24 protein-coding genes are annotated in these 26814 nt (G+C 40.4%); 7 read left to right on the forward strand and 17 right to left on the reverse strand.

Features of this window, described 5'->3' with window-relative positions; translation table 11 throughout:
• Positions 1 to 57: 57 nt before the first annotated feature.
• A complete protein-coding gene (locus FTU16_RS11215; RefSeq protein WP_180163263.1) occupies positions 58 to 1839 on the forward strand; it encodes an acyl-CoA dehydrogenase C-terminal domain-containing protein in 1782 nt (593 codons plus the stop codon).
• 111 nt (positions 1840 to 1950) lie between these two features.
• Here the strand turns inward: FTU16_RS11215 and FTU16_RS11220 are convergent, their stop codons facing one another.
• Positions 1951 to 2496 carry a GNAT family N-acetyltransferase gene (locus FTU16_RS11220; protein ID WP_180163264.1) on the reverse strand — a complete coding sequence of 182 codons (546 nt, stop codon included), beginning with the start codon at positions 2494 to 2496 and terminating at the stop codon, positions 1951 to 1953.
• 14 nt (positions 2497 to 2510) lie between these two features.
• Positions 2511 to 3143 (reverse strand): FMN-binding negative transcriptional regulator, encoded by a 633-nt coding sequence (locus FTU16_RS11225; RefSeq protein WP_180050050.1) that lies wholly within the window; start codon positions 3141 to 3143, stop codon positions 2511 to 2513.
• Between the two features lie 170 nt (positions 3144 to 3313).
• Between FTU16_RS11225 and FTU16_RS11230 the strand changes: the two genes are divergently transcribed.
• Positions 3314 to 3811 (forward strand): phosphate-starvation-inducible protein PsiE, encoded by a 498-nt coding sequence (locus FTU16_RS11230; protein ID WP_168378754.1) that lies wholly within the window; start codon positions 3314 to 3316, stop codon positions 3809 to 3811.
• Between the two features lie 68 nt (positions 3812 to 3879).
• Here the strand turns inward: FTU16_RS11230 and FTU16_RS11235 are convergent, their stop codons facing one another.
• The gene (locus FTU16_RS11235; RefSeq protein ID WP_373683898.1) at positions 3880 to 4362 is read right to left on the reverse strand and encodes an RcnB family protein; all 483 of its coding nucleotides are present in this window, start codon (positions 4360 to 4362) and stop codon (positions 3880 to 3882) included.
• Between the two features lie 183 nt (positions 4363 to 4545).
• Between FTU16_RS11235 and FTU16_RS11240 the strand changes: the two genes are divergently transcribed.
• Positions 4546 to 5004, forward strand: coding sequence for a hypothetical protein (locus FTU16_RS11240; protein ID WP_180163265.1), 459 nt, complete (start codon positions 4546 to 4548; stop codon positions 5002 to 5004).
• 87 nt (positions 5005 to 5091) lie between these two features.
• On the opposite strand, the gene FTU16_RS11245 is transcribed toward FTU16_RS11240, so the two are convergent.
• Both FTU16_RS11245 and znuD read right to left on the reverse strand, forming a co-directional pair.
• A complete protein-coding gene (locus FTU16_RS11245) occupies positions 5092 to 6558 on the reverse strand; it encodes a phospholipase D family protein (RefSeq protein WP_111885364.1) in 1467 nt (488 codons plus the stop codon).
• Between the two features lie 109 nt (positions 6559 to 6667).
• Positions 6668 to 8752, reverse strand: coding sequence for a zinc piracy TonB-dependent receptor ZnuD (znuD, locus tag FTU16_RS11250; RefSeq protein WP_180163266.1), 2085 nt, complete (start codon positions 8750 to 8752; stop codon positions 6668 to 6670).
• Positions 8753 to 8898: 146 nt separating this feature from the next.
• On the opposite strand from znuD, the gene FTU16_RS11255 reads away from it, so the two are divergent.
• The 4 genes from FTU16_RS11255 (at position 8899) to FTU16_RS11270 (ending at position 13152) form a co-directional block, all read left to right on the forward strand.
• Positions 8899 to 9678: a DUF4184 family protein gene (locus FTU16_RS11255; protein ID WP_180163267.1), complete on the forward strand. Its 780-nt coding sequence runs from the start codon at positions 8899 to 8901 to the stop codon at positions 9676 to 9678.
• 160 nt (positions 9679 to 9838) lie between these two features.
• Complete coding sequence (aspS, locus tag FTU16_RS11260; RefSeq protein ID WP_180114450.1) at positions 9839 to 11623, forward strand: aspartate--tRNA ligase; 1785 nt, start codon at positions 9839 to 9841, stop codon at positions 11621 to 11623.
• Positions 11624 to 11938: 315 nt separating this feature from the next.
• The gene (locus FTU16_RS11265) at positions 11939 to 12805 is read left to right on the forward strand and encodes a lysophospholipid acyltransferase family protein (protein ID WP_180163268.1); all 867 of its coding nucleotides are present in this window, start codon (positions 11939 to 11941) and stop codon (positions 12803 to 12805) included.
• Between the two features lie 125 nt (positions 12806 to 12930).
• Positions 12931 to 13152 carry a hypothetical protein gene (locus tag FTU16_RS11270; RefSeq protein WP_180163269.1) on the forward strand — a complete coding sequence of 74 codons (222 nt, stop codon included), beginning with the start codon at positions 12931 to 12933 and terminating at the stop codon, positions 13150 to 13152.
• A gap of 81 nt (positions 13153 to 13233) precedes the next feature.
• Here the strand turns inward: FTU16_RS11270 and pseI are convergent, their stop codons facing one another.
• The 12 genes from pseI to FTU16_RS11330 form a co-directional block, all read right to left on the reverse strand.
• Complete coding sequence (gene pseI / locus FTU16_RS11275; protein WP_180163270.1) at positions 13234 to 14289, reverse strand: pseudaminic acid synthase; 1056 nt, start codon at positions 14287 to 14289, stop codon at positions 13234 to 13236.
• Positions 14289 to 15809 (reverse strand): UDP-2,4-diacetamido-2,4,6-trideoxy-beta-L-altropyranose hydrolase, encoded by a 1521-nt coding sequence (gene pseG, locus FTU16_RS11280; protein WP_180163271.1) that lies wholly within the window; start codon positions 15807 to 15809, stop codon positions 14289 to 14291. The genes pseI and pseG overlap by 1 nt, the downstream gene beginning before the upstream one ends.
• A gap of 10 nt (positions 15810 to 15819) precedes the next feature.
• Positions 15820 to 17865 (reverse strand): aminotransferase class III-fold pyridoxal phosphate-dependent enzyme, encoded by a 2046-nt coding sequence (locus tag FTU16_RS11285; protein WP_180163272.1) that lies wholly within the window; start codon positions 17863 to 17865, stop codon positions 15820 to 15822.
• A gap of 10 nt (positions 17866 to 17875) precedes the next feature.
• On the reverse strand, positions 17876 to 18742 hold the full coding sequence (locus FTU16_RS11290) for an aldo/keto reductase (RefSeq protein ID WP_180163273.1): 867 nt from the start codon (positions 18740 to 18742) through the stop codon (positions 17876 to 17878).
• The gene (gene pseC / locus FTU16_RS11295; RefSeq protein WP_180163274.1) at positions 18739 to 19908 is read right to left on the reverse strand and encodes a UDP-4-amino-4,6-dideoxy-N-acetyl-beta-L-altrosamine transaminase; all 1170 of its coding nucleotides are present in this window, start codon (positions 19906 to 19908) and stop codon (positions 18739 to 18741) included. The genes FTU16_RS11290 and pseC overlap by 4 nt, the downstream gene beginning before the upstream one ends.
• 54 nt (positions 19909 to 19962) lie before the next feature.
• Positions 19963 to 20976 (reverse strand): UDP-N-acetylglucosamine 4,6-dehydratase (inverting), encoded by a 1014-nt coding sequence (gene pseB, locus FTU16_RS11300; protein WP_180163275.1) that lies wholly within the window; start codon positions 20974 to 20976, stop codon positions 19963 to 19965.
• Positions 20966 to 21997, reverse strand: coding sequence for a hypothetical protein (locus FTU16_RS11305; protein WP_180163276.1), 1032 nt, complete (start codon positions 21995 to 21997; stop codon positions 20966 to 20968). The genes pseB and FTU16_RS11305 overlap by 11 nt, the downstream gene beginning before the upstream one ends.
• A gap of 39 nt (positions 21998 to 22036) precedes the next feature.
• Positions 22037 to 23074, reverse strand: coding sequence for an ELM1/GtrOC1 family putative glycosyltransferase (locus FTU16_RS11310; protein WP_180163277.1), 1038 nt, complete (start codon positions 23072 to 23074; stop codon positions 22037 to 22039).
• A complete protein-coding gene (locus FTU16_RS11315) occupies positions 23067 to 24059 on the reverse strand; it encodes a glycosyltransferase (protein ID WP_180163278.1) in 993 nt (330 codons plus the stop codon). Before FTU16_RS11315 ends, FTU16_RS11310 begins: the two co-directional genes overlap by 8 nt.
• A 14-nt stretch (positions 24060 to 24073) precedes the next feature.
• Positions 24074 to 24883 carry a polysaccharide deacetylase family protein gene (locus FTU16_RS11320; RefSeq protein WP_180163279.1) on the reverse strand — a complete coding sequence of 270 codons (810 nt, stop codon included), beginning with the start codon at positions 24881 to 24883 and terminating at the stop codon, positions 24074 to 24076.
• Between the two features lie 12 nt (positions 24884 to 24895).
• Positions 24896 to 25786, reverse strand: coding sequence for an ELM1/GtrOC1 family putative glycosyltransferase (locus tag FTU16_RS11325; protein ID WP_180163280.1), 891 nt, complete (start codon positions 25784 to 25786; stop codon positions 24896 to 24898).
• 83 nt (positions 25787 to 25869) lie between these two features.
• Positions 25870 to 26796 carry a branched-chain amino acid transaminase gene (locus tag FTU16_RS11330; RefSeq protein WP_180163281.1) on the reverse strand — a complete coding sequence of 309 codons (927 nt, stop codon included), beginning with the start codon at positions 26794 to 26796 and terminating at the stop codon, positions 25870 to 25872.
• Positions 26797 to 26814: the final 18 nt, after the last annotated feature.

The following is a 26814-nucleotide window of genomic DNA, read 5'->3' on the forward strand; positions in this document are numbered from 1 at the left end:
GTGTTGATACAAATTGCCCCAAGTCCATAGATTCAAACAATAAACAGGTGAACGAACATGCCAATTTATAATGCGCCGCTTGCAGATATGAAATTCATCTTAAATGATGTTTTTAAAGCAGAACAATTCTGGCAAAACAACGAAAATCTTGCTCACGTTGATGCTGCAACTGCAGAAGCCATTCTTGAAGAAATGGCAAAATTTGCGCAAAACGTCACTCATCCTTTAAACCGCACAGGTGATGAAGAAGGCGCAACCTATAGCAATGGCAATGTCACGACTCCTGCTGGTTTCAAAGAAGCATTTAAACAATATGCAGAAGGCGGCTGGATTGGTCTAGGCGCAGATGAAGAATGGGGCGGTCAAGGCATGCCAAAAATGCTGACTGTTCTGTCTGACGAAATGCTGTTTGCAACCAACCCATCATTCATGCTCTACCCGCTTCTTTCTGTAGGTGCAGGCATGGCATTAAACAGCTATGCATCACAAGAGCAAAAAGAAACTTATTTGCCAAAAATGTATACAGGCGAATGGTCCGGCACAATGTGCTTAACTGAACCGCATGCAGGTACAGATTTAGGTATTATCAAAACTAAAGCTGAACGTAATGAAGACGGTACTTATAACATTACAGGTACGAAAATCTTCATCACTGGCGGTGACCACGACCTTTCTGAAAATATCATCCACTTAGTTTTAGCGAAAACGCCTGATGCGCCTGCGGGATCACGCGGAATTTCACTATTCATCGTACCTAAATTCTTGGTGAATGCAGATGGTTCATTGGGTGAGCGTAATGCTGTAGGCCCTGGTTCTATTGAACATAAAATGGGGATCAAAGCGTCTGCTACATGTGTGATGAACTTTGATGGCGCGAAAGGCTACCTGGTTGGTAAAGAAAATGAAGGCCTTGCAGCGATGTTCGTCATGATGAACTACGAACGTCTGTCTATGGGTATTCAAGGCCTAGGTGCTTCTGAATTTGCTTATCAAAATGCAGCGCAATATGCGACTGATCGTTTACAAGGCCGTAGCGCTTCTGGCGTTCAATCGCCTGCAAAACCTGCAGACAGCATCTTAGTTCATGGTGATGTACGTCGTATGTTGCTGAACGCACGTGCCAACAATGAAGCGTCTCGTGCATTTGCGGTTTATGTCGGTCAACAATTAGACATTACCAAGTTCTCTACTGACCCAGAAGCAGTCAAAGCAGCCAATAACCGTGTTGCGCTATTAACACCGATTGCGAAAGCGTATTTAACTGATACAGCTTTCCAAGCAACGCTAGATGCCCAAATGGTCTTCGGTGGTCACGGCTTTATTCGTGAATGGGGTATGGAACAATGTATTCGTGACCTGCGTATCGCACAGATTTACGAAGGGACCAACGGCGTTCAATCTCAAGACTTAATTGGTCGTAAAACCATTAAGTGCAATGGTGAATTCATTGCTGAATATATCCAAGAAATCCGTGATTTTACCAACAACTTAGATGCCAGCTTGAACTACATTAAAGATGCAACATTAGATGCAGCAGCTGAAGTTGAAGCAGTGACTCAATATGTACTCGAAGCTGCTTGTGAAAACATTGAGTTCCCGAACTCAGCAGCAGTTGATTACCTACATGCTGTAGGCCTACTCAGCTTTGCCTATATGTTTGCCCGCATTGCAGATGCAGCAAAAGACAAAGATGGCGAGTTCTACCAAAACAAACTTGCACTGACTCTTTACTTCACGCAGCGTATTTTGCCTGAATTGGCTTTACGCATTGCTAAAGTGAAAGCAGGTTCTGAAGTGATCATGAACTTCTCTGAAGATTACTTTACCAACCAAGCTTAATTAGCCGTACAAAATCAAAAATGCCCGATTTATCGGGCATTTTTTTATTTTACTGCTCTTATTACATAAACACTGAGTGCAACTTTTTCAAAAAATCATAAGCATATTTACTTATTCATAATCTCCTAATTCCATTCGATATGTAAAACAAGAATGGAGCTGATCGTCTAGCATTGGAAATGTAGCCCAATGCGTTGTATCTTTATCTTGTTTAAATCCTGCCTTCATTAAGACATTTTGTGATGCTAGATGTTCCTCAGCACAAAAAGATGAAACAACCTTCGTGACATGATTCTGCTTTAAATACTTAATTCCTCCAATTAAAGCCTCAGTCATATAACCACAACTATGAAAATTCACCCCTAACCCAAAATGTATTTCTCCATGGTTTTCTTGATTGAAGAAATACAATAAGCCCATCGCTAAATGCGTATTCTTATCACTAATCACCCATGCAAAATCAGGATTGTGTATCGACCAATAATAATCTGCCCACTTTTCTAAAACACTCTTAGTCTGTTGAATCGTTAAATGTGGCAACCGCTGCAGATAACGAGTTGCTTCTATATTCGAAAAATATGTATCAAATAATGAAATTTCATCTCCTAACTGATACTTTCTCAGGCATAAACGTTCAGTTTCAATCATATTGGGCATGATTCTTTAGCCTGTTATTTCATGGGATAAAATTTTTTGATCGACTCAACCATTTCAGCATTCGACATTTCCAAAGCTTTTGCCACATTCATTGCATCTACAACGCTGCGATTTTGACTCACTTTAAACTTACCCAAAATTGAGTCTATTTCGATTTCAATCGCTATAATTTTTTCCAGTTGTTCCGCGATAAAATCATGAGGCGCGTCGCCCATTTTCCATGGCACGGGTTGGCTAGCTTCATGTTGACGCGTCAAACGAGCCAGAATTCCTCGTAAATATTTTTCATCTGCAATTTTACGTATCTTGCCTTTGACATGTACCACGCGGTAATTCCATGTCGGTACAACGCGATGATGCTCCTGTTTTCCTTCATACCAGCTTGGCGAAATATAAGCATCTTCAGCCTGAAAAATAACATAGACATGTGCTGACTGATTCAATATTTCAAACATTGGATTGGCCTTAGCAATATGACCGCGTAATACACCTAATTCGCCTGACTCAGCGTCATATTCTAGTGGTAAATGATTCACTTCCAACTCACCATTGGGTGCAGTCAGTATTACTGTCGCCAAAGCATACTTACGCATAAGATCAATCAGATCAGGGAGTTCATCATGTTTAAAATGCGTTGGTTGATACATCGTCGCTTCATTCTTATAGGACAAAATTTAAGCTCAAACTTAACATTAAAAACTTTATTAAACCTAAAAAATATTTTTGTCATATGCGCTTCATGTGCATGAAATTTGCTTGGTATTTAATGACTTGTTCTTGATTGAATATTCACGCAATTTACACAGGAGGAATATATATGACACACCGTGATCCTAAAGTAGAAAAAATCGAAGCCCTCCTCGACCGATTTGGCAACCTTGCTGTGGAAGGTTTTCATTATCTTGCGCTGTTTGTCATCGGCTGTATGATCTTATGGTCTGCGGGTCATACCATTTTTGAAATTATTACAGTTAAACAATTCGCCACGATTGACGATATTTTATTATTGTTTATTTACCTCGAACTCGGTGCCATGGTTGGTATTTATTTTAAAACCAACCACATGCCTGTTCGCTTCCTGATTTATATTGCTATTACTGCCCTGACCCGTTTACTGATTTCGGACATTCAACACGACCATAAAGCAGATATGGGCTTGGTCATTACTACAGGTTCGATTCTAATTTTAGCTGTGGCCATTTTGATTGTGCGCTTTGCCTCTTGGACTTACCCTTCGGTTATTCGAGATAAGCATTCCGAGAAGCCATTACCTGAAGGAAAAACCCCACGTCCGCAAGATGATGAATTGGCTTAAACACTAATTCGTTCCTTCTCCTTTTAGGAGACGAGTAGCACTACTACGCAAGAGAGAGGTTATAAACCTTATCGATTAGGCACCAATACATAGCGACCATTTTCAAAGATCCAGTACATGCCACTTGGGGGTGCAGGTAAACCTAAACGCTGCCAATCACTGATAAACGTATAGGTCGAACTCGAAATACTAGCGCTGGCAGGATCACCATTTACCCAGCTATAACTTTGTGAATTTTGGATAATCGTAGTCGGTGCTTGATATTGAATACTTATGCCATTTTGCACCTGTGGTGGATATGGACGGTTTGGATAATTGGGATATTGAGGGCGATGAGGATAGTTCGGGTAATGCTGCGGGTAATTGGGAGCATGCTGTGGATAGCTTTGACCATGTTGGGGATAACCAGGCCGATTCATCGACGGTGGGCGGTGTTGTGGTTTTGATGTATCCACACCTTGGTAGTTTGCCCATTTGTTTTCCGCAAAAGTACTGGCCGAAGCACTGATCAGCATCACACCTGCCATTGCATAGAATAATGTTGCTTTCACTCGAGCTTTCCTTCACGGTATATAGATTAAGTATAAAACCCATTTTAGGAGAAAAAATGAATAAAAATCCATCAAATGCAAGAATTTGTTAATTTTCCGACCAAGCTGATCGCACCTTCATGCTAGCCTGTTTTTGATTGGATTATGCTAAGATTGATTTTATTTCGTAGTGGATCAAACGCTGTGTCTGAATTAAGTTTTGACCGACTTCATCAATTTTTTTCGAAAGTACCAAGTATCCAAGAAGCCTTAATCGACTCCTACGGCACCGATGGCAAAAATGCGTGGTGGTTTAAATTTCAAATTAATGTAGATCACCCTTTAGCATGGCAAACTGTTCAAGAATTGGGCCATGTATTGAACTATATTTCTAAAAATGAACGCTTACCGACTCAATTTTTACCGGTTTCTCCGCCACCATATATGAATGGCGAAGCAAAACAATTCTTGTCTTGGGTGATTCAATGTAACCACGTCGATTTTCCACCAGATGTCATCTGTGACTGGTTAGAAGCTCGTTTGCCACAACCAGTAGATGATGCCGATAAATGGAAAATCAAAACCGATATTAAAGAATTGGATCAAATGACGGATAAAGATTTAGATCAAATCGTTCCGCCGAATCCTGTACCGAAGAATTAAAACTGATTAAATCCCTCCTAACCTCCCTTTAAAAAAGAGAGGAAAGTCCCTCTTTTTAAAAGAGGGATTTGGGAGATTAAGACAATTCTAAAAAGTAGATATTCCGCTCCATTCCATAAAGCGATACAACACATATTTCAAGGTCGATTCATCCGCATATTTACTATAATCGACACTCATTTGTTTACCATCCAGATTTGACCAAGCAGTATTAAAGTACTGTGATACATCTTTAAAAACTTGAGCATCTTTCACACCGATCACTCGTAAATCAGTTTCTAAATTATAATTTTTCAAGTTACGCGCCGTGAAATTGGCAGAACCTAAAATCATATCGGCTTGATAAGCAGTACGTTTTAAAATCATCTTGCTATGGCACTGCTCACCTTGGGTATTACACCAACGTACATCAATACCCGCCTCATGTAATTCGGATGCTACAGGTCGATTTGGAATGCCATTTTTGGTACGTCCAAAAGCATCCTTATTCGGATCGAGTAATACACGCACTTTCACGCCACGTTCATGCGCAGCAATGAGTGCCTTGATAATTTTACGTTCTGACAAGTAGAACATCGCAATATCAATTTCTGTACCCGCTTTTTGTGCCGTATTAATCATATCTAATACGCCATCATAAATGGCTTTTTCAGTCAGCACCTGTACTTGAGGCTCAGTTTTCGCGGCTTCAACATCCTTAATCACCACAAATGGAATATTGGCTTTGGACATCATGCCTACGGCTTGCTCGGTCTTTAACAGATCAATCGCGGTCATGCCTTTGACGGTTAAGGCCACATTGGAATGTCGTGAGCTACCATCATGTGGATTCATAGAGGTGACTAAACCTTTCCAACCTTCAACGGTATCTACCACCAAGGTTTTACGATGATTGGCTTTAAAGTTGAAAAGATCCATATAGCTGCGAATCGTCACTTTTTCCGTACCTAATGGATTCGGTAACCAACCTTTTTGTGGGTTATTGCCAATATCTTGACAGCAGATATACCAAAAGCCTGACCATGCTGGGTTGGATGCACGAAGCGGTACCAAATTGGTTTCGATCAACTCAATGCCCCCTTGTCGTAATTGACGATAATGTTCGGGTTGAATGCCGCCATATACCGAATTGACTGGGTCAGTAATCACAAAAATTTCCACTTGAGGAGATAGACGACGCTTCAAAATCAGCGCATCGGTCAACTCCTGTGTTAATTGTTCATGTTTTAATTGAGAGTCGCCAACTTGCGGATTAAAGAGAAACATATCCAACACAATGGTCGACTGTGCTTCCTCAATCATTTTCAGCATTTCTTTAAAAATGCGATGTTCCTGTTGCTGCTTTCCTTGCGCATCGATATAGGTTTCATCCACTAAAAAGTTCACTTCAGCATGGCGAAGTTTTCCTGTGTAGTTCAACCCTTCTGGGAGTGGCTTTAGCGTGTGATAGGTTGCCGAGGCCAAATAACCTAAAACCAATAAACCAATGACCACACCCACATAGCGACGACGTGACCAATTGAGCTTGTGATGTATTCGTTGAATGATGCGCATAAGAAAAAACCTAGTCTAATGCGCTCAGACTAGGTTTTATTCATTGATTTTTCAAGAGGATTTCTGTGACTTTACCTAGACTTACTTAGAGAAGTCTGTGCAAATTCAATTAGAAACCAAATTCAAGACCAACCGTAAAATTACGACCGACTTGTGGAATATTGGCAAGGAATGACGTATGAGAGTAAACATCTTCATCCAATAAATTATTGGCTTTGAAATAGACTCGATAATCATTTTGATCTTTCAATTGACCACTATAGGCCACACCCAAATTCACCATATTGTAGCCATCTGTTTCACGCTCAAATGCAGTGATTTTGTCTTGTTTGAATACATGTGAATATTCTGCAAGACCTGACCAACCATCGGCAAAGTCAACATCGACCTTGGTTCCTAAGCGCCCTGCAGGCACACGTGGCGCATTTTCACCATCAATTTTGCCGCGTACATAATCACCAAAGACACTGAGTTTATACATATCATTAATGGCATAACCCACTTGAGCTTCCGCGCCATAGAACTTGGCTTTGTCTTGGGTGTAATCAACTAAGCGGAAGTTTTCAAAATTATCTTTGGTTGCAGCATAAATGTAGTTGTCATACCAGTTGTGGTACACATGAACGTGATAATCCAACTGATCTTTTTCATAATGGAAACCTAATTCTAGATTATTAGATTTTTCAACATCTAGATTTTCATTTCCGCGTTCATAGGTATTGGTCGCAAAATGCTTACCATCTGCATAGAGCTCTTGCGCCAATGGCAAACGCTCTTGATGAGAACCCACCAAGGATAATTTATAATTGGGTGCAAACGCCCAGTTCACAGCACCTGAGTAGGAAATACCATAATCGTCATAATCTTTTTGTGCAGAATCGATCTGAATTTTCTGCTGATCGACACGGGCGCCCAGCTCGACATGAAAATCACCAAATTGTTTATGTTCTAAACCAAATACACTCCATTTTTGGGTTTTATTTGGGTTGATCAATGACTCTTCGCCACTGATATTGAGCTTTTGCTGATTGTATTGTGCGCCTATCACCCCTTCCCAATCCGCAATCGGGTTATGCACCAACTCTAAACGACCATCATAGCCCTGACTTTTAAAGGTCGTTGCCGCTGTATCACCTTCAATTTCATCATGTTGATAATCGGTATAACTTGCATGTGCACGGATTTTTTGGAAGCCCGCAAACGGATTCGCAAGTTCGGTACGGAAATCATAGCGTTCTGACTTTAAATCGACCCACGGACCAGCAGCATCATGGTCATGATCGTGGTCGTCATGGGCTGAATGATCATGCTCATCGCTGTGATCATGATTATCATGCCCGTCACAATGCAAATGGTCATCATGTGGATGGCAGCTTTCATATTCATGACTATGTCCCGGCAAGCCATATTGGTCTTGACGGTTGCTATAAGAAAGTCCAGCAAAACCTCGATCATGAATCCATGACGCACCTACACTGACATTTTGCCCTTCTGCAAAGGTGTTGCCGACACGACGTTCTTTTTCTAACTCACCCTCATGGTCATGGAAATAATTGGGTGCAATATAGTCATTGGCTTTGCGTTTCGAACCTTCTACACGGATGGCAAATTGCTCACCTAAAGCAGCCGTCACACCGGCACTCGCCAATTTTTCATCACTGCCTGAGTTATAACGAACCCCAACTTGCCCTTCATAACCTTTATCAGGAATAGAGGTAGGAATCTTTTGATCCGTCACATTAACCAAACCGCCGACTGTGCCTGCCGCGTATAACAGTGTTGATGGCCCACGGATCACTTCAATTTGTTTTGCCAAAATCGGATCTACCGCAACCGCATGGTCAGGAGATAAGGTCGAAACATCAGCAGTCTCTGAGGCATGTCCTAAGACTTTGACACGAGGACCATCTTGACCACGCAGCACAGGACGACTTGAACCTGCACCAAACTGATTTGAATATACACCCGGCTGTCCGGCTAACGCATCACCAATTGTGACGCCACCTTGTGCAAGGGCTTTATGTTGAATGACATTATCGGCAACAGCAAAATCTGCCGCACTTTGGTTTAAGGGATGGACCTGAACATTAATGGTTTCGAGCTTTTGTACCTGTTGTTGCTGATCATCAGCATAAATATTGGGTGCAATCACTGCAAAAATTGAGATTGTGATTAAATTCTTATGAAAAGACATTTGGAGAGACTCAAATCAGGCTATTTTTGAATAATGTTATAATATAACATTTCATTTATTTTGCAATAAAAAACATTCTAATCTGCCCAAATCATATACACTCACCTATACCACATTGTATTTATTCATATATTTATTTTAGTTCAATGCCTTTTACCATATCCCATGCTGTACTAGCACCGCCTATTTCCAAATTAAGCGGAAACCGCCTGCCTATTGCAGCACTCGCAATTGGTAGCATGGTGCCGGATTTATTCCGTTTATTTACTAATGCTGACTACAATGGATCCCATCAATGGTCGGGGTTAATTTTTCCAAACTTAATCCTAGGTTTGCTGTTTTGTGTGCTGTGGTATGTGCTCTATCGCCCGATGTTATTTGCTTTTTTTGGTTTAAATAAGCCACTGAATCTACAGAATTTCAATAAATTTTGCGGATTTATACTCAGCCTTATCCTCGCACTCATCGTTGGAACATCGACGCATATTGTTTGGGATGGCTTGACCCATGTTGACTTTCGTACCTTTGCATTTAAGGATCTATTGAGTCTACCGATTCAATTTTTTGGTCATTCATATCCCCTACATCGCGTGTTGCAAATTGGATTATCTGGCTTGGCACTCCCCGTTTTGGCATGGATGATTTATCGTCATCATCTTCACTATCGAAGTACTGTAAACGTCCCCACAACCATCAAAGTCTATGTATATGGTTTAGCGGCCCTGTCTCTAGCTGCGGGAATCGCAAGTTATTTTTATTTTGCTGACAGTATTTACTCAGATGCCTTTGTGCATGACCTGTATGCCTATGTCGGCAAAGCCATTAATTATTTTTTTCGTGCATTTTTGGCCACGTTTAGCCTTGGTAGTCTGATATTTCTGATCTTAAGCAAGAGCACTAACATTTTTTCTACGTCATCGGCTTAAGCCCTTCATTGAGCAAAAATTTGCTGTAAATTTGGCTGTTTTAGCAATAAGTCCTTGTGACAAAACAGCCAAAAAGAGGCATAATCCCCTATTCGAATAAAAGCGGTACGCTGTTTACGTATTCGCTGACCTTAACCCATATAGTTGGATTTCTAACGCTATGATGCGAACTCATTACTGCGGCTCACTTACTGAAGCCCAAATCGACCAAACCGTTACATTATGCGGTTGGGTTCACCGTCGCCGTGACCACGGTGGTGTAATCTTCCTTGACATGCGCGACCGTGATGGCCTTGTTCAAGTAGTGATTGACCCTGATACTCCTGAAGCTTTCGCGACTGCTGATAAATCACGTTCAGAATTCGTATTAAAAATTACAGGCCGTGTACGTCGTCGTTACGAAGGTACTGAAAACGCGAATATCGTGAGTGGTCAAATCGAAGTTTTAGGCAAAGAAATTGAAGTTCTTGCTGCGTCTGAAACTCCTCCATTCCCATTGAATGACGAAAATACCAATATTTCTGAAGAAGTACGTTTGAAATATCGTTTCCTCGATATTCGTCGTCCAGAAATGTTAGATCGTTTACGTTTCCGTTCTAAATTGACTAACCTAATTCGTAACTACTTCGAAGAAAATGGTTTCTTAGACGTGGAAACACCGATTTTGACTCGTGCGACTCCTGAAGGTGCGCGTGACTATTTAGTACCAAGTCGTGTTTCTAACGGTAGCTTCTACGCACTTCCACAATCTCCACAATTGTTCAAACAGTTGTTAATGGTTGGCGGTATCGATCGTTACTACCAAATTGCTAAATGTTTCCGTGATGAAGACTTACGTGCTGACCGTCAACCTGAATTCACACAAATCGACGTTGAAACATCGTTCATGAGTGACGATGACATCATGGATTTAATGGAACGTTTAACGGTTAAGATGTTCAAAGAACTTCTAAACGTTCAGTTCGACAAGTTCCCACGTATGACTTATGCAGACGCAATGCGTGACTATGCATCTGATAAACCTGACTTACGTATTCCTTTGAAACTTGTTGATGTTGCAGACATGATGCAAGACGTTGAGTTCAAAGTATTCGCAGGTCCTGCAAAAGATCCTAAAGGCCGTATTGTTGCGCTTCGCGTACCAGGTGCTGGCGCGCTTCCACGTAGCCAAATCGACGAATACACTAAATTCGTTGGCATTTATGGCGCGAAAGGTTTGGCTTACATTAAAGTCAACGAACTTGAAAAAGGTATTGAAGGTCTTCAATCTCCAATCGTTAAATTTATCGAGCCTATCGTGCTTGATCTATTGAAACGTGTTGGCGCTGAAAATGGCGATATCGTATTCTTTGGTGCGGACAAAGCGAAAATCGTAAACGATGCGATGGGTGCTTTACGTATCAAAGTCGGTCACGACATGAAACTTGCAACTTGCGAGTGGGCGCCACTTTGGGTTGTTGACTTCCCAATGTTCGAAGAAACTGATGACGGTAAATGGACGTCTGTTCACCACCCATTCACGCTGCCAAAATCAAGCGTTGAAGAAGTGAAGAACAACCCAGGTGCTGCACTTTCTGTTGCTTACGATATGGTATTGAACGGTACTGAAATCGGTGGTGGTTCACTTCGTATCTTCAACCTTGAAATGCAAAAAGCGATCTTTGAAGCGCTTGGTATTTCTGAAGAAGAAGCAGAAGAGAAATTCAGCTTCTTGCTTAACGCGTTGAAATTCGGTGCGCCTCCTCACGGTGGTTTGGCATTCGGTCTTGACCGTTTAGTGATGTTGATGACTGGTGCATCTTCTATCCGTGACGTGATTGCATTCCCGAAAACTAAGACTGCGGAATGTCCTTTAACTCAAGCGCCTGCGCCAGTTGAAGCAAACCAATTGCGTGACCTTGGTATCCGTTTACGTGAAAAACCAAAAGCTGAAGAATCTAAATAATCTTACATTTTAAGATTTAGATTTTAAGGTTTAAAAAACCCTGCGCTAAGCAGGGTTTTTTATTTCGACCAACAAAAGGTCGTTGAAAACCTACAAAACATAAATTAAAGATTTGATTTACTTTGCTAATATCAAAACGCTTCAACTACGTTATGATGTTGCACTACATCCTTTGAGCAATGGACAGCTCAATTTTCCACTTCCAATTATTTTGTTTTTAGATTCAGATCTTTTTGTACTTTTTCACTGAATAAGTCCGGTCTCTTGGCAAAATTTATTTTATTCCATGCTGTAAATTTTGAGACCTTGTGATCCATGTACTTTATATTCAAAATCATCGCGCTATTGCCACTTTGGTTGTTACAAAACTTGGCTTTGATGATCGCGTTTATTCTTAATCTATTTAATTCATCGATCAAACGTATCACTAGCATCAATATTCAACTGGCCTACCCAGATTTGTCAGAGACTGCGCAGAGACAGCTCGTCAGTCAAAGTATCCGCAGCCAATGCCTGACTTATATTGAATTTATTAAATGTTGGGGGATGCCGCCAAGTTATAGCCTGAGCTTATTGAAAAACATTTATGGTGAAAATATCCTCACGGAAGCACTTGCGAATAAAAAAGGTGTCATTGTTGTGGTTCCGCATTTTGGCTGCTGGGAACTACTCAATGCATGGCTAAATCTCTATACAGAACCGATGATTATGTATAAACCGAATAAAAATAAAGGTATAAACCGATATCTTTTAGAAGCACGCGAAAAGTTTAACGCAACACTCGTTCCTACAGATGAAACAGGGATCCGTGCCATTTTTAAGCATTTGAAACAAGGTGGCTTAACAGTCATTTTACCAGACCATTTACCAAAGCCTTCAGGCGGCATTTATTCCAATTTTTTTGGGCAAAATACTTTATCAATTACACTGGTTTCAAAGCTTGCTGCAAAAATACAATGTAATGTCATTGGTTTAAGTTGTATTCGACAACCTAAACTACGGTATTTTGATGTGCATTGCCAAACCTTAGCAGACGAGATTTCCTCTAAAGACTTACAATGCTCTGTCGACACGCTTAACATTGCCATGCAAGACATCATTAACCAAGCACCAGAACAATATATCTGGTCTTACAAACGCTTTCGGGTCTGCTTTGGCAACATCAATATGTACCGCAAATAAAGGTGATCTGAACAGAACTCAACCTTAAGATTTGTTTATCACGGGCTTGGATTAATCTTATTCAATTGAGATCGATTATCGACAGTGGCATAATAGCCTTAATTTCCACTTTAAGTGATTCTCCTATGGCTATGCGTCCTGAAGTCCGTCGTCGTGCAATCGTGTTGATTGTTTTTTCTGTCGTACAATGGTTGTTCATGCGCTACATTTTAGCCAACGAATTATTTAACTTAACTACTTATAACCGTATTGTTTTGTTCTGCGTGAGTAGTCTTGCTGGCGCCTTGTTGATCTTTGTTGGTTTGATTTATATGGTATTGAAAGGTAATGCGGATAAAGCTGAATAAACTAAAATATCGAATTCTGTATGTAATATTGAGGGAAAAAGAAATTTTTCTTATTCCCCCTATCAAATTGTAAATTCAATATTATTCAATCAAAGCCCAAGCTGCTGGTGTTCCCTTCTCAATAGCAATGCGTGCTTTTTTGCCAATCAGGTTCTGATAAAACCGCGGGTGCAAACCAAAACCTGGACGTACTACACGTAGATTGTCTACTGTCAGCACTTCACCTGCCTTAACATCTTCCGAAAAATATACAGAACGCTTAAACATTAAAGATTTTTGTTCAGCTGCTGTAGGTCCATATTGAACAGACCCCAGACTTTGCCAAGCACGTTCAGACTCAACCACCAACGATTTTAACTCAGCGGGTTCAAGCGAAAATGCACTGTCTACACCGCCATCTGCACGATTTAAAGTAAAATGCTTTTCAACAACTGTAGCACCATGTGCAACTGCTGCAACAGATACTCCAACCCCCATCGTATGATCAGATAAACCAATTTGGCAATCGAACATTTGTTTTAAATGTGGAATCGTCAAGACATTGGTATTGTTTGGAGAAGCAGGATAAGTACTTGTACATTTGAGTAAAATCAAATCTTTACAGCCCGCAGCTCGCGCTGTTTTCACTGCTTCCTCAATATCGGATAAAGTTGCCATACCCGTGGAAATAATCATTGGTTTACCTGTTTTCGCCACTTTTTCAATCAACGGCAAATGATTATTTTCAAATGATGCAATTTTATATGCAGGAACATTCAAGCTTTCAAGGAAATCAACAGCACTCTCATCAAACGGCGAACTGAAACACAGCATGCCATGCTTTTCAGCACGCTCCATAATTGGCTTGTGCCATTCCCATGGCGTATATGCTTTTTGATATAAATCATGCAGATTACTGCCATCCCACAGACTATTTTTATCTTCTATTAAAAAATCTTTATTGCGGACATTCAAAGTAATTGTATCTGCGGTATAGGTCTGCAATTTTAATGCATGTGCGCCTGCCTCGGCGGCTGCATCCACAATTTCAAATGCCCGTTCCAATGATTGATTATGATTGCCAGACATTTCAGCAATAATAAATGGTGTATGATCAGCACCAATTGCACGGTGTCCAATATGAATCACTGAATTCATCAAGATCTCTCTATATTTTTCAAATAAGTCGTTGATTTTTTTTGATAGCCCGCATTGATAAACAAATGATGGGATGACTGATTTTCAGCAAGTACTACCGCATTGATCAGCTTGATTTGTATATGGTTATACTGAAGATAATGCTCAGCTTGCTGCAGCATTTCAAGTGCATTTCCACTACCTTTAGCATCGGGAACACAATAAATGGAAATTTCTGCACTTATTCCACTAAAATCAAATCGAATCACACCCACAGGTTCAGAAGCTAATTCTGCAATCAGAATAATCCGATCCGTACTCAGCAAAGTCTGTTCAAACCACTGCTGATGACTTTCTAGTGGAATAATCTCAGTATGACGTGAAACCAATCGTATTGAATCATGATTGCGCCACATCCAAAGCGAATGGCTATCAGATAACTCAGCCTTGCGCACCTGAACGGAATATATTCCCATGGCACGTAACACCCGTTGTACACCACGCCCATCTACTGTTTGCCATGATGTTTGGGCTATACGTTGGCGTGCCAATGGATTATCAATCATTCCCATAACAGCCTGACGAATGGATACTACATTATTCCAGTCAATAATAGGCGAATCAATTAGGCTCTGTAATGCTGCATGTTTAGTCAACAATTGCTGATTTGTTGCCACTGCTATGGCTAGGCTAGGCAGTCCCAAAGCACAACGTTCCCAACTTGCTGAACCTCCTGCTCCAATCGCCATATCGGCCTGTAGCATTAATGTCGCCATCTCAGTGCTATTGATATGACACTCATAATGGTACTGTTTACACACGCCCTGAATATACAATAAATCAGGATGCTGTGCCCCCACGACAACAATCAATTGATATTGTAAGGAAAAATTTGAATGATCAAGGCTTCTTAATAATTTTCCGGTGTAATTATCCTTATCCATCCCTCCAAAAAAAACCATGATTTTTTTGACTTTCACTGTAAAAGCTAGCTGTTTTTTGTGACGAGCAATTCGGAATTCATCTCTTAATAATGCATAGCGCGCACCCAATAATAATTGGGTTTTTACCGGAACTTTATTGTGATAGCGATTTGCTAAATCCAGATATTGGTTCTGATCCAATAAAAGATCACAATCGTGAATACGATCTGCAAGGTCATCAATCACCATGATCTTATCCACGGCTGGACGTAGTATTCTCTCCCAGCGCTGGTCCAATGCATAATGATCAACGATCAACCATTCTATTGTTTGATGATAATCCTGAAGGATCTGTAGTGTTTTCTCAGCATCATCCTGTTGAGATACCCCCAACCAGGCACTATGAAATAATTCATCACTGGCTGCAGACTGTTCTTTCAGCATACTCAGCTGAAATCCTCTGTCCACAATCAGTTTTTTTAAATAATCGGTAATATGTCTGACGACAAATCGTATTTGTGCACCATGCTGTGCCAAAGCATCGGCCAGACACAGACACCGTATGATATGCCCAGAACCAATATGCACTGAAGCATCAGCACGAAATACGACCTGCATAATCAACCTATTAATTTAATCGTTTAAAACCAGCATGACAAATAGGGCCATTCAATAAAGAATGTACATCACGACCATCTTCACACTCTTTGATTAATGCAAACACTGGATCCAATGCCTCAAAATAGCCATTTACAATATCATCAGTATGTTTGGTACAAACATAAATGGCATTGCTAGCCAAATACCCTTTTTTCAACATTTCCTGAGTAATCAGCGTCTTATAGGCAAGCATATTATCACTATTTAAGGAAAAGCTCGTCAATGCAGGTAAACCGCTTGTTAAAACATTTAAGCCATGCTTTTGACCCAACTGCTTCCATCGCTCATTAATTTTTAAGCCTGTCTGAGTAATCATATCCCACGAATGGTTTTTTTCCATGACTTCCAATGTTTTTAACGCAGCACTTGGTCCTATACGTTCTGTCCAGAAGGTACTACTGATAAATGTAGTCTGTGCAGCTTCCATAATTTCTTTACGACCAATGGTTGCGGTAATTGCATAACCATTACCCAACGCTTTACCAAACATGGCCATGTCAGGCTCTACGCCATATAGTTTATGTAATCCACCAAAGGTTTGTCTAAATCCTGAAGTACATTCATCAAAAATTAGTACAATTCCTTTTGCTGTCGCTAAATCCCGAACTTTTTGTAAAAAGCCATCTTCAGGACCATGATTACGTGATACTTCCATTTTTATCACACCAATATCATGCTGGTTCACCAAGGCTTCCAACTCATCATAACGGTTATAATTAAAAGGAAAAACAGTACCGCGTAAATTTTCAGGCACACCATTAGGCTCCAAGCCTGGTAATAAATGCCCCGCCAGATTTTTTTCATCACCCAGGTTTGCGGCAAGATACCAATCATGCCAGCCATGATAGCCACAAATAGCAACTTTACTTTTGCCGCTTGCTGCACGGGCAATACGAATCGCCAATGCATTGGCCTCACCGCCTGAACGGGCGAAACGTACCATATCAGCCCAAGGATGTAACTCGATTAACTTTTCCGCGAGATACACTTCCTCAGGACAGTTTAAAGTAGACATATTTCCTGCTGCTACGGTTTGACGCACTGCCTCATCCACCTCAGGATCACCATAACCTAAGGTGTTGGTCCCTACACCCATAATGGTCATATCCGTATAGGCTATACCATCAAGATCCCATACTGTACAACCTTCGGCCCGACTGAAATATGCTGGCCATTGTTCTGGCAAAAACATTTCTGGTCGCTTAGAGAGCAACATATTGCCCCCTGCAATGACACTTTTAGCACGCTTCCAAAGTTTTTGACCTGTGCTCATCGTTGCTCCTTCATTTCGAATCAAATGCTGGTTTGCTGCGAAAATTTGAGGCTGAGTCTGGCGCAGTTCCAATACTTCAGTCCAACTGAATTCAATACGAGGATGAAAATGCTGAAAAACTTTTTCTACAACATCAAAATCGGTTTGTTCATCGACTGTCCAACGCTCATCAGAGTAATCTGTTGTAGAGCAATAACTATCAACTTTAAATAAGCCTGAATTACGTAAAAACGGAGTAACATGTTCTTGGTCAAACGGGCTTTCAGCCTGTCGCCATGCTTTTTCAAGTGCCTGAAATGAAAATACTTCTGTATCAAGTCCATCAGGAAAACTTGCAGGTGAACAGTTACTCACATAGTCGGCATGACTTGACAGATATTTATCAATCACCTGATCGACAAGTTGTGCATCAATTAAAGGACAATCACCTGTAATCCGGATAACAACATCTGCCTGAGCTTGCACAGCTGTCTGATAAAAGCGATCAAGGACATTATTTTCATCGCCTTGATATACCGAATATCCCATCCCCATCACATGTTCCGCCAAGGGCACATTTATTTGATTTTGTGCAGTGGCAAGCCATATTTGATTAATATATTTTGATGCTGACAAACGCTTCAAAAGTATTTCAATCATTGGAACACCCTGAATCGGGCACATCACTTTATTGGGTAAACGGGTGGAACCCATACGGGCCTGTACAATTGCGATAATACGTAATGAGTGAACCTGTGACATATTTTCCAACTTATTTATTCAGTTGCCAACGTGAAGGCTCTATCAGTGCCTTATCTGAAATTGCCCAGTGTTGCCAATCGGTATCGATCTGTACGCGGGCACTTTCCACAATTTGTTGCAGCTGAGCTTCGCTGTCCACTCCAACAATAATGTTTTCAACTTCTGTAATTCCATTCAAAAATGCAATTGCAGCCGCAATCGGCTCAATATTCTTTTCATTACACCATTTATGCCATGCAGACAAATATTTAGTCCACGGTTGAAAATATGCAGGAATATTTTCCTCAGGCATCAACAACAAACCTTGTAAAAAAACCGAACGAGTATGTACCCGAATACCCAGCTCATTAAGCTTTTGTAACCAGCCAGACTGAATCAAACGCTGATCAAAAATATTCAAAGGGCTTTGAATTAAATCGGGCTTCCATATTGGAATAATCTGCTCAAGTTCGACAGGATTATAGATCGAAATACCCACTGCTTTTAGCCAACCTCGATCAACAGCATGCTGCAGAGCCTGCTGCAACACCACACCTTGTGACTCAACAATGTCTAATGAGCGATGTAATAATAATGCATCAAGCTGTTTTAAGTTTAGTCGCTGTAAAGAGGCCTGAATTTGTGTCTCCACCCATTCATTTACGTCTACATTTTCAGGTAATGGAGGGAGTTTGGAAACAATATTAAACTGTTCTACCCCTGCCTGCCCTAGGCACGCTTCACTGTTGCCATAGGCAATTGCTGTATCCAAAGTTCGAATACCCACTGTATGAGCCAAAGCTAAAATATTTTTAACTTCAGTCAGACTGACCTGTCCAGAAGCATTGGCAACGCCATAACTCAAACCAAACTGAACAGTTCCCAACCCCAGTTTCATTGAGCAATTCCTGTCAAAATCTGAGATAAGGTATTCACCACCTGGTCTTGCTGAGCATCTGTCAAAGTTGCATACAAAGGTAGTGAAATACAGCGTTTGTAATAATATTCACTATGAGGAAAATCTCCCCATTTAAAACCAAGCGCCTGGAAATCAGGTTGGGTATGTACAGGAATATAATGTACATTTACCCCTATTCCCAAACGTCGTAATTCACCAAAGATAAATTTACGGTCCAATGATGTCCTGGATTCATCCAATTGAATCACATATAAATGTAATCCCGAATAATCACGCCCAGAATGCTGCGGTAAAATGACCGGTAAATCTGCCAACAACGCATCATATCTGTGCGCGAGTTCATGGCGACGTGCAACCCACTCATCCAAATGAGTCAATTGTGTTGTACCCAAAGCAGCCTGCAATTCGGTCATACGATAATTAAAACCCAGTTGCTGTTGTTCGTAGTACCAGGGACCATGACTCTCTTCAAGCAATTGATCTGCATCACGGGTGATGCCATGTGAACGATACAGTTGCATCTGTGTGGCGAGTTCCGGATCATTGGTGACTGCCATCCCACCTTCTGCGGTGGTAATAATTTTAACAGGATGGAAGCTGAAGACTGTAATATCACTATATTTTCCGCACCCTATGATTGTGTCCTGATATCGACCACCAATCGCATGAGATGCGTCTTCAATAATTTTAAAATTATATTGTTTTGATAATGCGTATATTTTTTCCATATCACAGGATAAGCCTGAAAAATGGACAGGAATCACCACCTTGGGTAAACAACCTTTCTGTTCTGCCTGCTTTAATTTTTCTTCAAGTTTTTCAGGCGACAAGTTAAATGTCAGTGGATCTATATCAACAAAATCGATTTTTGCCCCACAATAACGGGCACAATTTGCACTTGCAACGAATGTATTTGGTGTCGTCCAAACATAATCTCCTTCCTTGATACCTAATGCTAGGCAGGCAATATGCAATGCTGAGGTTGCACTATTGACTGCAACCGCATATTTGGCATCACAATAATTTGCAATACTTTGCTCAAACTGTGGAACAGCTGGGCCCTGCGTCAGAAAATCAGATTTTAAAACAGCGACAACCGCCGCAATATCTTCATCAGAAATGGTTTGGCGACCATAAGGTATCATGTTCTGGACTCTAAATGGTGCCTGACTCAGCACATGAAATCAGGCGAATAAATTTTAAATTTTAAATGATGAATCAACATGTTGAACAATTAATTCACGAATTTCCTCTACACTTAAAAACTCAGTATTGGTGCCAGAGTTATAGCAGAAGCCCTCAGGAACTTTGACCACACCTTCTTTCTCTGCATATTTTTTCCCTAGCACTTGATCAGCAGAAGGTAAAATTGCAAAGTAACGTCCCAAATCATAAGTATTGAAACTGTCACTTTCAGTGATCATTTCTTCATGTACTTTTTCACCAGGTCGAATACCAACAACAGGATGTTCTGCTTCAGGTGCAATGGCTTCTGCGACATCAGTAATTCGGTAAGATGGAATTTTGGGTACTAAAACCTCGCCGCCCAATGCATGTTGAATTGCCCACAACACCATATCCACACCATCATCTAGAGAGATGTTAAAACGTGTCATTGCTGTATCTGTAATCGGTAACACCCCACTTTTCTTCTTACCGAGGAAAAATGGAATAACAGAACCACGACTGCCCATAACATTGCCATAACGAACAACGCTGAAACGCATTTCACGTGGGCCTTTAATATTATTTGCTGCTACAAATAACTTATCTGAACACAACTTTGTTGCACCATATAAGTTAATTGGTGCTGCGGCTTTATCTGTAGAGAGTGCAACAACATTTTTTACGTTGGAATCTAGACAGGCTTCAATCAGATTCTGAGCGCCAAGAATGTTTGTTTTAATACATTCAAATGGATTGTATTCAGCAGCAGGAACCTGCTTCAAAGCAGCTGCATGCACAACAATATCAATGCCTTCCAATGCTCGGCGAATTCTGGCCTCATCACGAATATCACCAATGAAATAACGAATCATTGGATATTCAGCTTCACTAAAAGTCTGGCTCATTTCAAATTGTTTGAGCTCATCGCGGCTAAAGATGACAACACGTTTGATTTCTGGATAGTCCGTAAGAATACGCTTCACAAACGCTTTACCAAATGAACCTGTACCACCTGTGATTAAAATAGATTTCGCATTAAGCGACATTGTTAATTTCCTTAGTAATATCCTGAATGAAAATTCCCCGTTGAGCAAAGTCCTCATAAATGATTTCTAATCGTTTAGCCACACTCGTTTCTATCCAGGGCTGAGGAATTGCCAAGACTTCAAAGTGACAATCATACAGCATTGCCAAGGTGTTTAAAGCAGAAGAACAGAAACTCGATATCTTTTTTGGATAAATTTTATTCTGAAATAAAGCGAGTTCCACTGCACTGTCAAATTGCACAAATGTGATGTTCAATTCTTTAAATTCTGACTGAAAATATGCAAAATCTTCAAACCGGTGTAGAACATATAAAACCTGACTTTCCTGATAATAATTAGCCATAGCCCGAATCAGATGTTTTTCTTGTTCTGTGTTGACAACGGCACCAGCTATTGCTGAACCAATAAACATCACCTCAGTATTCACACCACAATTAACACTATCTACATGCTGTTTAATACAACGATAATCATTCGGAATGACTTTTTCTAATGGCCATTGCATTTCTGTATATGCTGTAAAGAAATAAGCATTTTTTGCATACTGCAAATCAATCTTTCTAAGCAATACGTGGTCGTACCATTGTGGCTGATGCTTTTGATAAAGCACCTGACCACTGAGTTCCTGAGCTAGAATCAATGATGCATTACCATCATCAAGAAAGATAGTTTTTTCCGCTTTCAACTGATTGGCAAAGTGTGCCCGTATTTTAAATGGGTAGCCCAAATATAAACGATGAACACTTCCCAACGTAGTCAGTACAGATGACAACATCCATGAGTAAAATAATTTAAAAGCCTTGGTGTGCTGATAAATATAGGTTTCAGACCATTCGGCATCAAGCATCTGACACATTTGCTGATATTCAACCGATTTTGCCCAAATCACAAAAATATGTGTTTTATCCTGTAAATGAAAACGATCTCTTGCTTCTATTGCATTTAATAACTGTAGCGGGGACCCCACTACGAAAACGATCGTATTTTCATTTACATGGTCGAGCATCGCAGGCTCCTGCATAAATCACTCACATTCAGAAGAATTAATTTATTTTATTGATTATTTTAAGCCATTTTTTAAAATTTGACTGAATAATTGGGTATGTGATTTTAAATCCAGCTGTTTAAGCAAATCACGTAGTACAACCGGAGAGGCTAAATGCCATAAAATAAGTTGCTTCTGTTGTTGCAAAAAATCCAGTTGCTGCTGAATATCTGCATCTGATATGCTCTCGGCTTCCATAACAATCAAATTTTGTTCAGCCATAATCACCTCAGCGACCATGGAAGTTGAATCAGGGCTTGCCAAAACCCAGTCTGCGGCTTTAATAAAGTCTTTTACATCACAGCTCTGCCCTTGTGCGACCCATACAAATTGATCATTCTTATGGATAATGTTTGCTTGCTGCAATACTTGTTCCAAAGATTTTTCAAAGACGATTGGAGTACGCCGGGAGGAGCTCAATAAAATTCTTGCCTGTGGATATTGTGCGCGAATTTCCAATAAAGCCTGTCCCCATTTTTCCACCGATCCTATTTTTACAGTTTTTGTATCTGCCCCCAGTAAAACAGTAATTACCTGTTCATTTTCCTCAATCCCCAGGTGCTGACGTGACTGAGTTTGTGTTAATGGCAATGCTGTCATTTTGTTGGGCGCAATCGGATAATAAACATAATGAGGAAATTGTTTTTGTTCTTTATGAATAGTAAATACAACATCAAACAATCGTGCTGGGATCCCATGTAAAGAACTTGCAACAATATTTTGAGTTTTATTCTGTTCACAGAAATACTGTTTCAATAAAGCATTTACCACAAGCGTGTTTCCACCCGATGAAACAATATAACGTATCGTTCGATTATGAAGCCGAGACCATTCTTCCTGAGTTATAAAGTATTTGAGCCAAGCAGTATTACAGGAAAATTTGAGTAAAAATCTTAAATAACGGTAAAGCCATTTATCAGGAAGTTTAATTGTAATCCATTTTACTTCGAATTCATTGGATGCATTAAGCAACTGTACCAAACCCTGCGTCTGTGTTTCATGACCCGCTTTACCATCAGAGATCGCCAATATGAATGGCTTCACTTCATTCATCAAGTACTGATCCATAAACTTTTTCAATATTATCAATCATACCATCCAGTACCAATTGCTCTTTAGCAAATTCAAATACAGGCTGGTGATCCATTTGAATTTGTCCAAAATCATTCAAAGCTTTCTGTATTAACAAATGCAATGCCGGGACGTCATTTTCAGGACATAAATATTGCTGCGGTAAAATAACAGCCATTGCTCCAACTGCAGTTGAAATCATGGGTGTTTCACACAATAACGCTTCCACCATGGTATAAGGACAACCTTCATAATGAGAAGACATAACATAAAGCGAAGCCTGTTGCATTAAGCTGGTGATATCCGTTCGATAACCTAATAATTTAACAGTATCATTCAAATGATTATCACTGATGAGCCGTTCCAGTTTTTCCTGCTCAAAACCTTCTCCAGCAATCCATAATTCAGCATTTTCGATACCTTTCCACGCCTGAATTAAAATATCAAAACCTTTAACAGGCACCAATCGTCCCACAGCCAAAACAATCGGCTGTGCAGGTTTTTTGATCGTAGGATTTAAAATAGGCGGAACAATCCCATTCAGGACAACACATTTATTTGGATGATTTAATACTTCTGCTGCATTTGGGCTAACGGCAATCACCGCATCAAAATTCTTAAACATTTTTGTGTTTTTCTTACGGCTATGCAGCGTTGCAACACTTTTTTGTTTAAGGAATGGCAACAATCCCCCAACCATGACAGCTGCCTTGTTACCATGCACATGAACGATATCGGGATTTAATGTTTTTAAGGCTTGATATAGTTGATATAAAACCCACAGATTACGGCGACTTTTGCTCAGATCAACTGCAATAAAATTAAGCGGCACCAAACGTGCTCGGTATTTTTCATGCGCAATTACTGTAACAACATGTCCATGTTGAGTTAAGCCCTGTGCCAATTCAACTACATGTTTTTCTAAACCACCCTCTTCATCACCGGCCATGACCAAACAAATATGCATGATTCTTCTCTCTGTTATAATCCACGCTGACCAAGTTTCAAACGGCATTTCACTGCCAACATCGAATCTTTACCACTAATTTTGATCCGTTGTAATTGCATAAAGTCAGGACTGAGACCATCAATCCCCTCTTTGGTGGTCACAGCATTACTATAACCTGCTTCCTTTGCCAGACATACATCACGATTCGAATAAATACCAAAAGGATAAGCAAAACTACTCACAGACGTACCAATTAATTGCTCTAATTGTTTTTTAGATTCTGTAAGTTCAAACACGCATCCTGCATCATCTAATTTATCCAAATTGGCATGCGTCAAAGTATGCGAACCAATTTCAACAAGACCACTATGTGCCAAATACTGAACTTGCTCATCATTCAGTTTAGGTTCTCGCGCTAACTCACCGCTATTGTGATGAGCTTTTTTATAGGTTGACCAGTCTCGGTCATGACGATCCACCACTACATAGATCGTCGCTTTAGCTTGATATTTTTCTAAGATTGGATAAGCATTTTCCAAATTATCCAGATAACCGTCATCAAATGTGATGGCAACAGTTTTTTCCGGATGCTGTCCCCAGTTTTGTTGCAACTCATGCATCGTCACAAAATAAAAACCATCGGCTTTCATCCAAGCCACTTGCTTCTCAAACTCTTCAGGTTTCACCCTCAACTTATTAAATTTTGCACCATCAATGTGTTCGCGTACCATGTGATACATTAAGACGCGCGGTCTTTTCCAATCTACCGCTGGTTTCCACCATGCATATTTAAGACTAAATGCAATCATCAAAACCAACAGAAAAATGAATATATAAATCACGGTTACGACCAGTTATTTTGTCAAAAGATATGTTGCCACACGATCCGCTTCTTTAAAAGCACTAGGTTCAGTCAATTCCGAACTTGAAGTTGATAAAGAAACCAAACCCTTTTGCAAAATCAAATCCACCGAACCTGTAATACGGTCCTCTTTCAAACGATCAATTTGAATCACCCCGACTTTACACCCCGCAGTCAGTGCCTCATAAATCATCGACACACTATCCCCTGTCACCCAGACGGCTTCGGCTTTTTGCATTTCCTTAAAAATCCAACCTTGCGGCGTTTGTTCCACTGGATAAATCTGAAGTTGCGCAGAAAAATTTTGTTGTTCCAATACGTTCAAAAATGCCTTCGGTGTACGACGAGAGGTGGTTAATATAATTTCTGCTTCTGGGTTATCTGCGGTTATGTGTTGGATTGAGTTAAGTACTTTTGCATCATTCCATTGATGGCGTTTCGACGAGCCACCTAAGGCAATCAAAATTCGCCCTTGCTGATGGCGCTGTTCATTCACAATTGGATTTAATGCACCTTGAGTGACCAACACTTTTTTGGATGCAGTAACCCCATCATGTTCTGGAATCACCGCATAATCAAACAAAGCAAAAGGTAGACTTGGTTTCATTAAAATAACGGTTTTAGCTTGTCGATAAACTTGTCCGAATAACCATACACGAAAATGAGTATGACTCCCGACACCAAAAATATAATTCGGCGCCTGATCCACACCTGCGACTTGATGACGAAATAGACCCGACAGCAATGTGCCGATCGGTAAATCATCAATTGAAATTTCTTGAAAAGTAACAGTCGATGTATATTGACGCTGCATAGCTTTAAATAACCCTAAGGCTTGTGAGCAATGTCCGGCTTTACCATCACTGACATAAACAATATGCATAGTCACTTTCCAATCTTTCAATAATCTAGGGCCATAAAAAAAGGCGAAACTTTCATTTCGCCTTTCCATCTTAACCGATCAACTTATTTTACGTAAGTTAACCAGTGTGCATATTTAGGGTCTTTACCCTGAACAGCATTAAAGAATGCAGTTTGAATTTGCTCAGTAATTGGGCCACGACGACCTTCACCAATTTGACGATCATCATATTCACGGATTGGTGTTACTTCAGCTGCTGTACCTGTGAAGAATGCTTCATCTGCAATGTAGAATTCATCACGTGTAATACGACGTTCAACCACTTCAAAACCAAGGTCTTTCGCAATCGTAATAATGGTTTGACGGGTAATACCATCAAGTGCACCACCCGCGATGTCAGGAGTATGAATCACGCCATCACGAACTAAGAATACGTTTTCGCCTGAACCTTGACATACATAACCTTGTGGGTCGAGTAACATTGCTTCGTCATAGCCAGCATGTGCCACTTCTTGGTGTGCAAGAATTGACAAAGTATAGTTACCAGATGCTTTTGCTTTACACATGGTCACGTTTGGATGATGGTGCGTAAATGAAGACGTTTTAACACGGATACCCTTCGCCATCGCTTCATCACCAAGGTAAGCACCCCAGCTCCATGCAGCAACAACGGCATGAATTGTATTGTCAGTTGCTGCAATACCTAATTTTTCTGAACCAATAAAAATAATTGGGCGTAAATAGCAAGAAGCCAATTTATTTTCACGAACCACATCAATTTGAGCTTGTTCTAATGCTGCATGATCAAATGGGACTTTCATTTGATAAATTTTTGCAGAATTTAATAAACGCTTAGTGTGTTCTTTTAAACGGAAAATAGCCGTTCCATTCGGAGTTTCATAAGCACGGACGCCTTCAAACACACCCATGCTGTAATGCAATGTATGTGTTAATACGTGAGTTTTCGCCTCACGCCAGTCAACCAATTGTCCATCTTGCCAAATAAAACCATCACGATCAGCCAAGTTCATGGCACACACTCCAAATTT

This window comes from Acinetobacter sp. YH12069, assembly GCF_013419675.1.
Lineage (GTDB): Bacteria > Pseudomonadota > Gammaproteobacteria > Pseudomonadales > Moraxellaceae > Acinetobacter > Acinetobacter amyesii.